This is a genomic window from Streptomyces sp. NPDC058665 (assembly GCF_042714995.1).
GTDB lineage: Bacteria > Actinomycetota > Actinomycetes > Streptomycetales > Streptomycetaceae > Streptomyces.
In genome coordinates, this window is the sequence record NZ_JBHXRX010000012.1 from 145,285 (window position 1) to 160,642 (window position 15,358).

12 protein-coding genes and 1 tRNA gene are annotated in these 15,358 nt (G+C 68.3%); 10 read left to right on the forward strand and 3 right to left on the reverse strand.

What is annotated here, in order from left to right; genetic code table 11:
* Window positions 1–70 precede the first annotated feature (70 nt).
* The 8 genes from ACFWV8_RS10605 to ACFWV8_RS10640 all read left to right on the forward strand — a co-directional run bounded on the left by ACFWV8_RS10605 (window position 71) and on the right by ACFWV8_RS10640 (window position 9,904).
* Window positions 71–2,386, forward strand: coding sequence for an FdhF/YdeP family oxidoreductase (locus tag ACFWV8_RS10605; protein ID WP_384199604.1), 2,316 nt, complete (start codon window positions 71–73; stop codon window positions 2,384–2,386).
* A gap of 185 nt (window positions 2,387–2,571) precedes the next feature.
* Window positions 2,572–3,072, forward strand: coding sequence for a PaaI family thioesterase (locus ACFWV8_RS10610; protein ID WP_384199606.1), 501 nt, complete (start codon window positions 2,572–2,574; stop codon window positions 3,070–3,072).
* Window positions 3,073–3,343: 271 nt separating this feature from the next.
* Window positions 3,344–3,940, forward strand: coding sequence for a Tat pathway signal sequence domain protein (locus ACFWV8_RS10615; RefSeq protein WP_384199608.1), 597 nt, complete (start codon window positions 3,344–3,346; stop codon window positions 3,938–3,940).
* A 269-nt stretch (window positions 3,941–4,209) separates the two neighbouring features.
* A complete protein-coding gene (locus tag ACFWV8_RS10620; protein WP_384199610.1) occupies window positions 4,210–5,448 on the forward strand; it encodes a branched-chain amino acid ABC transporter substrate-binding protein in 1,239 nt (412 codons plus the stop codon).
* Between the two features lie 103 nt (window positions 5,449–5,551).
* Complete coding sequence (locus ACFWV8_RS10625; RefSeq protein WP_189108592.1) at window positions 5,552–6,481, forward strand: branched-chain amino acid ABC transporter permease; 930 nt, start codon at window positions 5,552–5,554, stop codon at window positions 6,479–6,481.
* A gap of 5 nt (window positions 6,482–6,486) precedes the next feature.
* Window positions 6,487–8,283, forward strand: a complete 1,797-nt coding sequence (locus ACFWV8_RS10630) for a branched-chain amino acid ABC transporter permease (RefSeq protein ID WP_384199613.1) — start codon at window positions 6,487–6,489, stop codon at window positions 8,281–8,283.
* A gap of 5 nt (window positions 8,284–8,288) precedes the next feature.
* Window positions 8,289–9,191, forward strand: coding sequence for an ABC transporter ATP-binding protein (locus tag ACFWV8_RS10635; protein ID WP_329389012.1), 903 nt, complete (start codon window positions 8,289–8,291; stop codon window positions 9,189–9,191).
* Complete coding sequence (locus ACFWV8_RS10640; protein WP_384199616.1) at window positions 9,188–9,904, forward strand: ABC transporter ATP-binding protein; 717 nt, start codon at window positions 9,188–9,190, stop codon at window positions 9,902–9,904. Before ACFWV8_RS10635 ends, ACFWV8_RS10640 begins: the two co-directional genes overlap by 4 nt.
* 79 nt (window positions 9,905–9,983) lie before the next feature.
* On the opposite strand, the gene ACFWV8_RS10645 is transcribed toward ACFWV8_RS10640, so the two are convergent.
* The gene (locus tag ACFWV8_RS10645; RefSeq protein ID WP_384199618.1) at window positions 9,984–10,640 is read right to left on the reverse strand and encodes an ANTAR domain-containing response regulator; all 657 of its coding nucleotides are present in this window, start codon (window positions 10,638–10,640) and stop codon (window positions 9,984–9,986) included.
* A gap of 101 nt (window positions 10,641–10,741) precedes the next feature.
* Here ACFWV8_RS10645 and ACFWV8_RS10650 point away from each other — a divergent pair.
* A tRNA-Leu gene (locus tag ACFWV8_RS10650) sits at window positions 10,742–10,814 on the forward strand.
* 131 nt (window positions 10,815–10,945) lie between these two features.
* On the opposite strand, the gene pyk is transcribed toward ACFWV8_RS10650, so the two are convergent.
* Together pyk and ACFWV8_RS10660 are read right to left on the reverse strand one after the other, a co-directional pair.
* Window positions 10,946–12,379, reverse strand: a complete 1,434-nt coding sequence (gene pyk / locus ACFWV8_RS10655; RefSeq protein ID WP_384199620.1) for a pyruvate kinase — start codon at window positions 12,377–12,379, stop codon at window positions 10,946–10,948.
* Window positions 12,380–12,525: 146 nt separating this feature from the next.
* Window positions 12,526–13,236, reverse strand: a complete 711-nt coding sequence (locus ACFWV8_RS10660) for an SIMPL domain-containing protein (protein WP_384199623.1) — start codon at window positions 13,234–13,236, stop codon at window positions 12,526–12,528.
* Window positions 13,237–13,468: 232 nt separating this feature from the next.
* Between ACFWV8_RS10660 and ACFWV8_RS10665 the strand changes: the two genes are divergently transcribed.
* Window positions 13,469–15,283, forward strand: coding sequence for a bifunctional metallophosphatase/5'-nucleotidase (locus ACFWV8_RS10665; RefSeq protein WP_384199625.1), 1,815 nt, complete (start codon window positions 13,469–13,471; stop codon window positions 15,281–15,283).
* The last annotated feature ends 75 nt before the right edge of the window (window positions 15,284–15,358 follow it).

A 15,358-nucleotide genomic window follows, 5' to 3' on the forward strand; every position in this document is an offset into this window, starting at 1 on the left:
GGATCGGGGGAGAGTTGTCGGGGGACGGGATCGCGGGACGAGTCCCGTCGTACGAGTGAGGGAGTGCGTGATGGCTCGCAAGCCGCCTTCAGGTGACCCGGTCCAGGACGCGCCGCGGGTCGCCGAGCCCCAGCACAGCGCGGCCGGGCTGCCCGCGGTGGCGCATTCGCTGCGGGTGGCCCAGCAGCAGATGGGCGTGGGGCGCGCGGCGCGGACGCTGCTCAAGGTCAACCAGAAGGACGGCTTCGACTGTCCGGGCTGCGCCTGGCCGGAGGGCGAGCGCCGGCACACGGCGGAGTTCTGCGAGAACGGTGTGAAGGCGGTCGCCGAGGAGGCGACGCTGCGCCGCGTGACGCCGGACTTCTTCGCCGCGCACCCGGTCGCGGATCTCGCGCGGCGCAGCGGCTACTGGCTGGGCCAGCAGGGCCGTATCACCCAGCCGATGCTCCTGGAGCGCGGCTCCGGCGACGGCGGTGACGGCGCGGCGGGCGGGGACGACCGGTACGCACCGGTGAGCTGGGAGCGCGCGTTCGCGATCATCGCCGAGGAGCTGACGGCGCTGGACTCCCCCGACGAGGCGCTGTTCTACACCTCCGGCCGTACGAGCAACGAGGCGGCCTTCCTGTTCCAGCTGTTCGCCCGCGAGTTCGGTACGAACAATCTGCCGGACTGCTCCAACATGTGTCACGAGTCGTCCGGTTCGGCGCTCTCCGAGACCCTGGGTGTCGGCAAGGGCAGCGTCTCCCTGGAGGACATGCACCAGGCCGACCTGATCATCGTGGCCGGGCAGAACCCGGGGACCAACCACCCCCGGATGCTCTCCGCCCTGGAGAAGGCCAAGTCGGCAGGCGCGAAGATCATTTCGGTGAATCCGCTGCCCGAGGCCGGCATGGAGCGGTTCAAGAATCCGCAGACGCCGCAGGGCATGGTCAAGGGCGCCGCGCTCAACGACCTCTTCCTCCAGATCCGCATCGGCGGCGACCAGGCCCTCTTCCGGCTGCTCAACAAGCTGATACTGGAAGCGGCCGAGTCGGATCCGGCCGCCGTCGACGAGGCGTTCGTCGCCGAGCACACCCACGGCTTCGCGGAGTTCGCCGCCGCCGCGCGCACCGCCGACTGGGACGAGACCCTCGTCGCGACGGGTCTCGACCGCGCGGACATCGAGCGCGCGCTGTCCATGGTGCTGGCGTCGAAGCGCACCATCGTCTGCTGGGCGATGGGCCTGACCCAGCACAAGCACTCGGTCGCGACCATTCGCGAGGTCGTCAACTTCCTGCTGCTGCGCGGCAATGTGGGCCGGCCGGGCGCGGGGGTGTGCCCCGTACGCGGACACTCCAACGTCCAGGGCGACCGAACCATGGGCATATTCGAGCGGCCCGCGCCGGCCTTCCTCGACGCCCTGGACCAGGAGTTCGGGATCACCTCGCCGCGTCACCACGGCTATGACGTCGTACGGGCCATCCGCGCGCTGCGCGACGGCGACGCGAAGGTCTTCTTCGCCATGGGCGGCAACTTCGTCTCGGCGTCGCCGGACACCGAGGTGACGGAGGCGGCGATGCGCACCGCGCGACTGACCGTGCACGTCTCGACGAAGCTCAACCGCTCGCACGCGGTGACCGGCGCGCGCGCCCTGATCCTGCCGACCCTCGGCCGTACGGACAAAGACGTGCAGGCGGGCGGCAGGCAGATCGTGACCGTGGAGGACTCCATGGGCATGGTGCACGCCTCGCGCGGCAACCTCGCCCCCGCGAGCCCGCACCTGCTGTCCGAGCCGGCGATCGTCGCGCGGATGGCGCGTGCCGTCCTCGGCCCGCGGTCGCTGACTCCTTGGGAGGAGTTCGAGAAGGACTACGGGTCGATCCGCGACCGGATCTCGCGGGTCGTCCCCGGCTTCGAGGACTTCAACGAACGCGTCGCCAGGCCCGGCGGTTTCCAGCTCCCCCATGCCCCGCGTGACGAGCGGCGCTTCCCCACCGCCACCGGCAAGGCCAACTTCACCGCGGCGCCCGTCGAGTACCCGGCGCTGCCGGACGGCCGGCTCCTCCTACAGACGCTGCGCTCGCACGACCAGTACAACACCACGGTCTACGGCCTCGACGACCGTTACCGGGGCATCAAGGGCGGTCGCCGCGTGGTGCTGGTGAACCCGGACGACGCACGCCGGCTGGGCCTGCCCGACGGCTCGTACACGGATCTCGTCAGTGAGTGGAAGGACGGCGTGGAGCGGCGGGCCCGCGGCTTCCGGGTGGTGCACTACCCCACCGCGCGCGGCTGCGCCGCCGCCTACTACCCGGAGACGAACGTGCTGGTGCCGCTGGACTCCACGGCCGACACCAGCAACACCCCGGCGAGCAAGTCCGTCGTGGTGCGCTTCGAGCACCGCTGACGCACCCCCGGTACGGTCCTGGTCCGGTCCCGGCCCCGGCCGCCTCAGCGCGGCCCCGCCTAAGCGTCCGCTCAGTCATCTGATAAGACGGTGCGTGCCGGTCCGCGCGGACCCACACGAGCGATCCCGCGCGCCGGCACGCACCGCACACGTAGCGCACCACGCAGCCGATCGGAGCCGGACCCATGGGTGAGCAGTCAGAAGCGAACGAGAAGTCGGCGACGTTCCCGAAGGAGGTCGTCGACGAGTACGCGCCGTACGACACCGATCTGACCTCGCTCTTCTCCGCCGGGGACCTCGGCAGCCGCATGGGCCTAAAGGTCACCGAGGCGTCCCCCGAGCGCGTCGTCGCCACCATGCCCGTCGAGGGCAACACCCAGCCCTACGGTCTGCTGCACGGCGGCGCGTCCGCCGTACTCGCCGAGACCCTCGGCTCCATCGGCGCGATGCTCCACGGCGGACGCGACAAGATCGCGGTGGGCGTGGACCTCAACTGCACGCATCACCGCGGCGCGCGCACCGGATTGGTGACCGGTGTCGCCACCCCGCTCCACCGGGGCCGGTCCACCGCGACGTACGAGATCGTGATCACCGACGAGCAGGGAAAGCGGGTCTGCACCGCCCGATTGACGTGCCTTCTCCAGAGCGGCGACGGCACCGGATTCATGACGCGGAAAAACGCCTGAGGGGCGAACCTCAAGGGGAGCTCAAGCGGGCCGGTAAAGGTGCCGAACGGGCTTCCGAAGGCCCGTGGTGACCAACAGGTGAGACGCGGGACGACCGCGGGACGACCGCGAAACACGGCGGAAACGAAGGCCCGTCGGGGCTTCCGCGGCGCCCCGCCCGCCCCCGGACCCCGGCACGGGAGAGCCAGGTGGGACCCTCGATGGTGACGTTGCGTCACGCCTTGCGTCGCGATCCATTGTCGTCGCGCCCGAACCGCATTAGCGTCGGCGCATGAGCGGTATCGGCCCCGTCGAACCGGGCGAGGACACCTATCACCGTCCCGAGCCCCCGCTCACCGGCGCGACGGGGCCCCGCATCCGTCTCACGGTGCCCCCGCGGCACCGCCGCAAGGCCGCGCTGGGCGTCGCCGCGGCCCTCATCGCGGGCGGCTGCGTGTACGTCCTCAACTCCCCGTCGCCGCCTCCCGAGCCACCACCGCCCTGGCCGTCGCAGGTGGTTGGCTTCGCCTACGGGGGCGTCGCGCCGAAGGGCGAGCACGCGGGCGCGTTCACCTTCGGCGTCACCGTCTCGACCGAGCCCGGCCGGCGCGTCACGATCGACGCCGTCACCCAGCCGTCCGCTGCGCTGGCCGTTTCGACCGAACCGCCCGCGCCGTTCACCGTGCCGGCCGGAGGCTCCCGCGAGGTGTTGGTGACCGTCTATGTGCTCGACTGCGGGGAGGTACCGCGGAATGCCGGACTCCCCTTCCTGGATGTCACGTTGCGTAATGAACGGGCGGTCCAGAAACAGAGCCGTATCCTCGGCGGCGGATACCCCGAAGACCTCGGCACGGCCGTCCAGAAGACCTGCGACCGCTCCACTCCGTAATCGCCCGATTACCGGTGCGGTCCTGCTGGTTCTCAGTATGTGGACTCACCAACAGTCTCAAATCACACGTCTTTCCCCACCGCCGCGGGCTTCATCGCGCTTCCGTCATAACAAGAGAGTCACATCCTTGGCCCCACCTCTGCACCACCCCCACCAGCGCGCTTAGAGTCACGGCCAGTCACCGCGCCACCGGATTCCTTTCAGTTCGGTTCCAGCGCTCGACCCGGCTTCTCAATCAGGGACAGCCGTGCCAGGGGAAAGGACTGATCGTGCGTCACCGTTCCTTGTTCATAGTCACCACTGCGGTCACTGTAGGAGCCCTCACGCTTTCTGCTTGCGGCTCCCGCGACGACAGCAGCGAGGGCGGCGGCGGCGGAAAGAAGACCGTCGTCATCGGCCTCGACGCGCCGCTGACCGGAGACCTCTCCGCGCTCGGCCAGGGCATCAAGAACTCCGCCGACCTCGCCGTGAAAACGGCAAACAAGAACAACGAAGTCGAAGGCATCACCTTCGAGCTGGAGTCCCTGGACGACGTCGCCCAGGCGGCGACCGGCCAGCAGAACGCCACGAAGCTCGTCGGCAACCAGGACGTCGTGGGCGTTGTCGGCCCCCTGAACTCCGATGTCGGCCAGGCCATGCAGAAGGTCTTCGCCAACGACAACCTGGTCCAGGTCTCGCCCGCCAACACCAACCCCGAGATGACTCAGGGCAAGGACTGGCAGAGCGGCAAGAAGGTCCGCGGCTTCGACACGTACTTCCGTACGGCCACCACGGACGCCATTCAGGGCCCGTACGCCGCGCAGTTCATGTTCAACGAGAAGAAGCTCAAGAAGGTCTATGTCATCGATGACAAGAAGACCTACGGAGCCGGTCTCGCCGCGACCTTCTCCGCCGAGTTCACGAAGCTCGGTGGCAAGGTCGTAGGCACCGACCACATCAACCCGGACGACAAGGACTTCTCGTCCGTCGCGAGCAAGGTCGCCCAGAAGGACGCCGACTTCGTCTACTACGGCGGCGAGTACCCGGCCGGTGCCCCGCTGGCCAGCCAGATCAAGAACGCCGGCGCCAAGATCCCCACCGTCGGTGGTGACGCTCTCTTCAGCGCCGAGTACATCAAGCTGGGCAAGAAGAACTCCGAAGGCGACTTCGCCAGCTCCGTGGGCGCGCCCCTGGAGACCCTGGAGACCGCCAAGACGTTCATCAAGGACTACGAGGCCGGCGGCTACGACGGCGCGTTCGAGGCGTACGGCGGCTACGCCTACGACTCCACCTGGGCGATCATCCAGGCCGTGAAGGCCGTCGTCGAGAAGAACGACGGCAAGCTGCCCGGCGACGTCAAGGACGCGCGCAAGCAGATCACCGAGGCCATGCAGGACGTCAAGTTCGACGGCGTCACCGGCACGGTCGGATTCGACGAGTTCGGCGACACCGTGAACAAGCAGCTCTCCCTCTACGAGGTGAAGGGCGGCAAGCACGTGCCCGTCAAGACGGGCGTGTTCGAGGGCTGACCGGGCTCACCAGCCCTCCCTCCTGTAGGACCTACCACCGCGCGGGGGCGCCACAGCGCCCCCGCGCGGCCGTATCTGACCCCACTCATTCGGAGGCCCCGCGGTGAACGATCTGCCGCAGCAACTTGCCAACGGCCTGCTACTCGGCGCGCTGTACGGACTCATCGCAATCGGTTACACGATGGTCTATGGCATAGTCCAGCTCATCAATTTCGCCCATGGCGAGATATTCATGATCGGCGGCTTCGGTGCGCTGACCGCATTTCTCTGGTTGCCCAGCGGTACCAGTCTGCTCATCGCACTCCCCCTCATGATCCTCATGGCGATGGCCTGCTCCGTGCTCGTCGCCGTAGGAGCCGAACGCTTCGCCTACCGGCCCCTGCGTGACGCGCCCAGGCTCGCGCCACTGATCACCGCGATCGGCCTCTCCATCGCACTCCAGCAGGCCATCTGGGCCTTCTACCCGGACGCCACGAAGTCCCGCCCCTTCCCCGAGTTCGAGGGCGGCAGGCTCGACTTCGGCGCGTTCGCCATCAGCCGCGGCGACCTCTTCCTGCTCATCGCCGCGCCCCTGTGCATGATCACGCTCGGCGTGTTCGTCTCCAAGACCCGCACCGGGCGCGCCATGCAGGCCACGTCGCAGGACCCGGACACGGCCAAGCTGATGGGCATCAACACCGACCGCATCATCGTCACCGCGTTCGCCATCGGTGCCGCCTTCGCCGCCATCGCGGCGGTCGCCCACGGTCTCAAGTACGGCGAGGTCAACTTCAAGATGGGCTTCATCGCCGGACTCAAGGCCTTCACGGCCGCGGTCCTCGGCGGTATCGGCAACATCTACGGAGCCATGATCGGCGGCCTGGTACTCGGTCTCGCCGAAGCCATGGCCACCGCCTACATCGAGAACATCCCCGGCATGTCGCAGCTCGGCGGCGGCGCCTGGAAGGACGTATGGGCGTTCGTCCTCCTCATCCTCGTACTGCTGCTGAGGCCACAAGGTCTGCTCGGCGCACGCGTCTCGGATCGGGCGTGATACCGATGACCACCACCACATCGAAGACGACCACCGTGGCCCCCGACCACCGGGAACAGCGCCCCGTCATCGGCCTGCCGCCCGCGGTGGCCAGTCTCGGCGCCGCCATCGGCGCCGTCGCGACGTTCGCGAGCACCTTCCTCGCCTGGACGTGGACCGCCGAATTCCCCGGCGACCTCACGGTCACCGGCTACCCCGGCGGCCTCCAGCTCCTCACCCTCACCGGTGCGCTGCTGACCCTGCTCTTCGTCGCCGCCGGTTACGGCGTACGCGGCCTCGGCTGGCTCACCCCCGGCGGCAAGAACGGCCCCGTCCTTCTCTTCGCCCTCGGCACGTTCGCCACCACCTGGTACACGGTCATCGCGATCGCCGTGAAACTCGGCGGACTCGCCAACCTCGAACCGGGCGGCTACGTCGCCGCCGTCGCCTCGCTGATCACGCTCGTCGCGGCCCTCGGCCTCCCCTGCGACGTCCCGCACGAGCACCCCAGCCCCAACGCCTGGCAGCGGTTCGTCCAGTCGTTCAAGGCGCCAGTGCCCGAGGAAGCCGCGCCGCTCCCCGGCTGGGCCGAGATCCTCGTCATCGCCGCCGCCTTCGGGCTCGGCCTGTTCGTCTTCACCTTCGGCATCGACACCGAGGCCGCCGAGCTCTTCATCGGCTACATCCTCCTCGTGGCCTTCGGCGCGACCGCCATTTCGCGGGCCGGCCTCAACCGCCGCCTCGCGAGCCTCACTTCGAAGCACAAGAACGTGACCGTGACCGCGGCGTTCGTCTCCGCGTTCGCCTTCCCGTTCACCCAGAGCAACGACGCGTACGCCTCCATCGGGACGAACATCCTGATCTTCGCCACCGTCGCGCTCGGACTCAACGTCGTCGTCGGCCTCGCCGGTCTGCTCGACCTCGGATACGTCGCCTTCCTCGGCGTCGGCGCCTACACGGCCGCCCTCGTCTCCGGATCGCCGTCGTCCACGATCGGGCTCCAGCTGCCGTTCTGGGCCGCCGTCCTCTGCGGCGCCGGCGCCTCGCTGATCTTCGGTGTCGTCATCGGCGCGCCGACCCTGCGACTGCACGGCGACTATCTGGCCATCGTGACGCTCGGCTTCGGTGAGATCTTCCGCATCACCATGCAGAACCTCGACGGATCGTCGGGCCCCGATGTCACCAACGGCTCCAACGGCATCCCGAACATCCCCGACCTGGACCTCTTCGGGTTCAACCTCGGGGAGCCACATACGATTCTGGGCGTCGAACTCGGCAGGTTCTCCAACTACTACCTGCTGATGCTGCTGTTCACGATCATCGTGGTGACCGTCTTCCGCCGCTCCGACCAGTCGCGCATCGGCCGCGCCTGGGTCGCCATCCGCGAGGACGAGACCGCTGCCAGGGCCATGGGCATCAACGCCTTCCGGCTCAAGCTGCTCGCCTTCGCGCTCGGCGCCACCCTCGCGGGCATGGCCGGCACCGTACAGGCGCACGTGACCTTCACCGTCACCCCCGCCCAGTACAAGTTCGTCGAAGCCGTCCCGCCGAACTCGGCGTTCCTGCTCGCCGCCGTCATCCTCGGCGGCATGGGCACGGTCAGCGGTCCCCTCATCGGCGCCTCGCTGCTCTATCTCATCCCGGCGAAGCTCCAGTTCATGTCGGACTACCAGCTGCTGCTCTTCGGCATCGCGCTGATCCTGCTCATGCGATTCCGCCCCGAGGGCCTCATCGCCGACCGCAGGAAGCAGCTCGAATTCCACGAAACCGGGCAACTGGACGCGCCCAAGGGCGATATCGGCCTCAGTAAAGCGGGGGTGTGACCCGAATGACCACCGACATCGAACCCACCGGCGCCGGATCCCCCAAGGCCGCCACCCAGGCCGCCGTCCCCGTGCTCCAAGCCACCGGCGTCACCAAGAAGTTCGGCGGCCTCACCGCCGTGCAGAACGTCGACCTCCAGGTCAACACCGGTGAGATCGTCGGCCTCATCGGCCCCAACGGCGCGGGCAAGACCACCTTCTTCAACTGTCTCACCGGTCTGTACGTCCCCACCGAGGGCACCGTCAGCTACAAGGGCACCGTCCTGCCGCACCAGTCCCATCTGGTCACCAAGGCGGGCATCGCCCGTACGTTCCAGAACATCCGGCTCTTCGCCAACATGACCGTCCTGGAGAACGTCCTCGTCGGACGCCACACCAGGACCAAGGAAGGCCTCTGGTCCGCGCTCCTGCGCGGCCCCGGCTTCAAGAAGGCGGAGAAGGAGTCCGAGGAACGCGCCATGGAACTCCTTGAGTTCACCGGCCTCTCGGCCAAGCGCGACCACCTCGCCCGCAACCTCCCCTACGGAGAACAGCGGAAACTGGAGATCGCGCGCGCCCTCGCCAGCGACCCGGGCCTCCTCCTGCTCGACGAGCCGACCGCCGGCATGAACCCGCAGGAGACCCGCACCACCCAGGACCTGGTCTTCGCCATCCGTGACCAGGGCATCGCCGTACTCGTCATCGAGCACGACATGCGGTTCATCTTCAACCTGTGCGACCGCGTCGCCGTCCTCGTCCAGGGCCAGAAGCTCGTCGAGGGCACCTCCGACGTCGTCCAGGCCGACGAGCGGGTCGTCGCCGCCTATCTCGGCACCCCCTACGAGGGTGCCCCCGGCGCCGAGGAAGTCTCCGAGGTGGAGGCCGCGGAGGCACACAGCACGGCAGGCAAAGAAGGAGACAGCAAGTGACCGCACTACTGGAGGTGGAGGACCTCAAGGTCGCCTACGGCAAGATCGAAGCCGTCAAGGGCATCTCCTTCAGCGTCGAAGCCGGTCAGATCGTCACGCTCATCGGCACCAACGGCGCGGGCAAGACGACCACGCTGCGCACCCTGTCCGGGCTGCTCAAGCCGTCCGGGGGCCGGATCGTCTTCGACGGCAAGCCGCTGAACGGCGTCGGCGCGCACAAGATCGTCGCGATGGGTCTTGCGCACTCCCCCGAGGGGCGCCGGATCTTCCCGCGTCTCACGATCGCGGAGAACCTCAAGCTCGGCGCGTTCCTCCGTAAGGACGCCGCCGGCATCGAGAGCGACATCAAGCGCGCCTACGAGCTGTTCCCGATCCTCGGCGAACGCAGCAAGCAGGCGGCGGGCACCCTCTCCGGCGGCGAGCAGCAGATGCTCGCCATGGGGCGGGCGCTGATGTCACGGCCCAAGCTGCTCATGCTGGACGAGCCGTCCATGGGACTCTCGCCGATCATGATGCAGAAGATCATGGCGACGATCGCCGAACTCAAGTCGCAGGGCACGACGATCCTCCTCGTCGAGCAGAACGCCCAGGCGGCGCTGTCACTGGCCGACCAGGGCCATGTGATGGAGGTCGGCAAGGTCGTGCTCTCGGGCAGCGGGCAGGACCTGCTGGTCGACGAGTCGGTGCGGAAGGCGTATCTGGGCGAGGACTGAGTCCACGCACGCGCGTACGTACGCGAGAGGGCCCGCGTCCCGAAGGGGGTGCGGGCCTTCTCGCGCCGTGCCGGCCGCTCTACTGCCCCTTCGCGGCCCTCTTCTTCTCCTCGTCGTCCTCGATGACGGCCTCGGCGACCTGCTGCATCGACAGCCGCCGGTCCATCGAGGTCTTCTGGATCCACCGGAAGGCGGCGGGCTCCGTGAGGCCGTACTGGGTCTGGAGGATCGACTTCGCGCGGTCCACGAGCTTGCGCGTCTCCAGGCGGGTCGTCAGATCGGCGACCTCCCGCTCCAGCGCCTTGAGTTCGTTGAAGCGCGAGACGGCCATCTCGATGGCGGGCACGACGTCCGTCTTGCTGAAGGGCTTCACGAGATACGCCATGGCACCGGCGTCCCTGGCGCGCTCCACGAGATCGCGCTGCGAGAAGGCGGTGAGCATCAGGACGGGCGCGATGGACTCCCGCGCGATCTTCTCCGCTGCGGAGATGCCGTCCAGGACGGGCATCTTGACATCGAGAATGACGAGATCGGGCCGGTGCTCCCGCGCGAGCTCGACGGCACGCTCACCGTCACCGGCCTCGCCCACGACGGAGTAGCCCTCTTCTTCGAGCATCTCCTTGAGGTCGAGACGGATGAGCGCCTCGTCCTCGGCGATGACGACGCGCGTCGTCAGGGGCGGCACATGCGACTTGTCGTCGTCGGCGACGGGCTGGGGCGACTCGGGGGCGGTCACTGAGGCTCCTCGTTCCAGGCAGATACTGCTCGTCAAGAGCCTACCCAGCTACGGTATGGTTGTGTCACGGAGGGGACACCAATTCCTTCGTTTCAAAGGGCGCCCCGGTAGCCCAGCGGTAGAGGCAATGGTCTCAAACACCATCCAGCGTGGGTTCGAATCCCACCCGGGGTACTTTCCCTCCATTTCCATGATCTCACCAGACCTCTGAGGTCCCGCGGGATCATGCGACCGCGATCACGCGGCACGGACACACACCGGGCCGGAGCACTCAGCTCCGGCCCGTCGTGCTTGCGCGGAGCGTACTACTTGGGGCTGTCGTCCTCGCCGATGTGGTGGACGCGGACCAGGTTGGTCGAGCCCGCCACTCCCGGCGGGGAGCCCGCCGTGATCACCACGATGTCGCCCTTGTCGCAGCGGCCGATCCGCAGCAGCTGCTCGTCGACCTGGTCGACCATCGCGTCCGTCGACTCGACCCGCGGGCCGAGGAACGCCTCCACACCCCAGGTGAGGTTGAGCTGCGCCTGTGTCGCCGGGTCCGGGGTGAAGGCCAGCAGCGGGATCGGTGAGCGGTAGCGGGAGAGGCGCTTGACCGTGTCGCCCGACTGTGTGAAGGCCACCAGGAACTTCGCGCCCAGGAAGTCGCCCATCTCGGCCGCCGCGCGGGCGACAGCGCCGCCCTGGGTGCGGGGCTTGTTGCGCTCGGTGAGCGGGGGCAGGCCCTTGGCCAGCACGTCCTCCTCCGCCGCCTCCACGATCCGGCTCATCGTCCGGACCGTCTCGACCGCGTACTTGCCGACGCTCGTCTCGCCGGACAGCATCACCGCGTCGGTGCCGTCGATGACGGCGTTGGCGACGTCCGACGCCTCCGCACGGGTCGGCCGGGAGTTGTCGATCATCGAGTCGAGCATCTGCGTGGCGACGATGACCGGCTTCGCGTTGCGCTTCGCGAGCTTGATCGCGCGCTTCTGCACGATCGGCACCTGCTCCAGCGGCATCTCGACGCCGAGGTCGCCGCGGGCGACCATGATGCCGTCGAACGCGGCGACGATGTCGTCTATGTTCTCCACGGCCTGCGGCTTCTCGACCTTGGCGATGACCGGGACCCGCCGGTCCTCCTCGTCCATGATGCGGTGGACGTCCTCGATGTCGCGTCCGCTCCGTACGAAGGAGAGGGCGACGACGTCGGCGCCGATGCGCAGGGCCCAGCGGAGGTCCTCGATGTCCTTCTCGGAGAGCGCGGGGACGGACACCGCGACGCCGGGCAGGTTGAGGCCCTTGTTGTCGGAGACCATGCCGCCCTCGACCACGGTGGTACGGACGCGGGGCCCGTCGACCGCGGTGACCTCCAGCGTGACCTTGCCGTCGTCGACCAGGATGAGTTCCCCGGTGGTCACGTCGCCGGCGAGTCCTTCGTAGGTCGTGCCGCAGGTGTGGCGGTCGCCTTCGAAGGGTTCGACGGTGATGGTGAATTCGTCGCCGCGTTCAAGGAGTACCGGACCTTCGCGGAAGCGCCCGAGGCGGATCTTCGGGCCTTGAAGGTCGGCGAGGATTCCCACGCTGCGGCCGGTTTCCTCGGCGGCTTTGCGTACGCGCTGGTAGCGCTCCTCGTGCTCGACATAACTGCCGTGGCTGAGGTTGAAGCGGGCGACGTCCATTCCGGCTTCGACCAGTGCTTTTATCTGGTCGTACGAGTCGGTGGCGGGCCCCAAGGTACAGACGATTTTTGCTCGGCGCATGAATCGAGACTAAACCTTACCGCCGGGTAGGTAATCGGTCTCACATGACTACTCAACAACCTTTACATGAAGGGTTGTTGCCAAGTGTTGAAGTGGGCGCGGGGCTGCTCCGATGAGCGGTATTCGGTAATTCCCGCGTGCGCCGGTCAGAGAACGGGCGGTGTCATCGTGAAGCGCGCGTTCACCTGCGCGTAGACGGTCTGGCGCTGCGGTTCGAGGTCCAGCGCGGGGGCCGCGCCGGCGGCCTCGGGGGCCCCGCCGTAACTCATCGCGTACGCCGGGGCACGCGTGGCGAACGGCACGGCGTTCTCCGCGCCGATGTCGGCGAGCTCGACGAGGGCGGCGAGATTCGCGCCGAGCGCCCCGGCGTACTCACGGGCCCGCTGGACCGCCTCGCGGACCGCCTGCCTGCGGGCCTCGCCATGGGCGGGCGAGTCGGGGCGCAGGGCCCACCAGGGACCGTCGACGGTGGTGAGGTCGAGGTCGGCGATGCGGGTGGTGAGTTCGCCGAGTGCGGTGAAGTCGGCGAGCTCGGCGTTGATGTGCACGCGGCCGTGGTAGGCGCGGACGCGTTCGCCACGGCCGTGCCGGGTGAGTTCCGGGTTGATGGAGAAGGAGCCGGTCTCCAGTTTCTCGACGGCGTCGCCGTAGGACTTGATCAGGGCCAGGACCTCGTTGTTGCGGCGGGTGAGGTCTTCCAGGGCGGTGCGCCGGTCGGTGCCGCGCGCGCTGACCGTGACGCCGATCCTGGCGATCTCCGGGTCGAACTCCAGGCGTGCCTCGCCGCGGACGGCGACCCTCGGGATTTCCGGGGTGCCGTAGGGCGCGGAGACGGGGGCGGGGGCGTCGGTGGTCACGGTTGGGTTCTCCCTCGTACGACGGCGAGTTGTGGGGGGGGTACGGGGAGGCGTACGGCCTCCCCCGGTCCGTCCGGTCACTCTCCCATCCGGCTCCCGTCCGGGGCACGACATTCGGCGGTCATCGGATCGAAACCCGCTGGGGGTGTTCGATTCCGCGTTCCTGCGTCAGAATCTAGCGGCCCTATCTACGCGCGTTGTGCGCCGAGTTGACGAGTACGAGGGAGTAGCGATGCCGCTGAACCGAAGGACGTTCCTGGGCCGGTCGGCCGCCGCGGGAGCCGGAGTGGCGATCGCCGGGGGCACCTCCGGCGGCGCCGAGGCGCGGGAGCAGGGCGGCGGCCACGGACACGGCCACGGGCGTCCGAAGCGGTACTCGTTCACCGTGATGGGCACCACCGACCTGCACGGCAACGTCTTCAACTGGGACTACTTCACGGACAAGGAGTTCGACGACAAGGACCGCAACGACGTCGGTCTGGCGAAGATCTCCACGCTGGTGAACCGCGTCCGCAAGGAGAAGGGCCGGGGCAACACCCTGCTCATCGACGCGGGCGACACCATCCAGGGCACCCAGCTCTCGTACTACTACGCCAAGATCGACCCGATCACGGCGAAGCGCGGCCCGGTGCACCCGATGGCGCAGGCGATGAACGCGATCGGGTACGACGCCGCCGCCCTCGGCAACCACGAGTTCAACTACGGCATCCCGGTGCTGCGCAAGTTCGAGGAGCAGTGCCGTTTCCCGCTGCTCGGCGCCAACGCGCTGGACGCGAAGACGCTGCGGCCGGCCTTCCCGCCGTATGTGATCAAGCGGCTGCGGACGCCCCACGGGCGTGATGTGCGGGTGGCCGTGCTGGGGCTGACGAACCCGGGCATCGCGATCTGGGACAAGGTGAACGTCCAGGGGAAGATGACCTTCCCGGGTCTGGAGGAGCAGGCCGCGAAGTGGGTGCCCAAGCTGCGGTCGATGGGCGCCGACGTGGTGATCGTCTCCGCGCACTCGGGGTCGAACGGCACGTCCTCCTACGGAGACCAGCTTCCCTACGTCGAGAACGCGGCCGGTCTGGTGGCCGAGCAGGTGCCGGGCATCGACGCGATCCTGGTCGGTCACGCGCACAGCGAGATTCCGGAGTACCGCGTCACCAACAAGGAGACCGGCAAGGACGTGGTGCTGTCCGAGCCGCTGAAGTGGGGGCAGCGGCTGACGCTGTTCGACTTCGACCTGGTGTGGGAGCGGGGCCGCTGGTCGGTCGAGAAGGTCGGCGCGCAGGTCCTCAACTCCAACACGGTGGACGAGGACCCGAAGATCACGGGGCTGCTCGTCGACGAGCACCGCAAGGTCGTGAGCTATGTCAACCAGGTCATCGGGACGTCGACGGCCGCGATGACGACGGCCGACGCGCCCTGGCGGGACGAGCCGCTGATCGACCTGATCAACCATGTGCAGACGGAGACGGTGAAGGCCGGTCTCGCGGGCGGTGAGTGGGCGGCGCTGCCGCTGCTGTCGCAGGCGTCGTGCTTCTCGCGTACGGCGGGGATCCCGGCGGGCGAGGTGACCATCAAGGACGCGGCGGGGCTCTACCCGTTCGAGAACACCCTGGAGGCACGGCTGCTGACGGGTGCTCAGATCAAGGACTATCTGGAGTTCTCGGCGAAGTACTACGTGCGGACGGCCGCCGGTGCGCCGGTCGACACCTCGAAGCTGACGAACGCGGACAGCATCCCGGACTACAACTACGACGTGGTGTCGGGGCTGACGTACGACATCGACATCGCCAAGCCGGCCGGTTCGCGGATCGTGAATCTCTCCTTTGAGGGGAAGCCGCTCGACCCTGCGGCGAAGTTCGTCCTCGCCGTGAACAACTACCGGGCGAGTGGCGGCGGCAACTTCCCGCATGTCGCGGGCGCCCAGCAGCTGTGGGCCAACCCGGACGAGATCCGGAACACGATCATCACCTGGGTGCAGACGGAGAAGACCGTCGACCCGGCCTCGTTCGCCTCGGTGGACTGGAAGCTCACGCGCGACGGCACCCCGGTCTTCTGACTCGTCGCGCGGTGACGCGCCCGGGGGGGGGCCGCCCCCCCGTCACACACCCGCCCCCCCCCCCCCCCCCGCAGG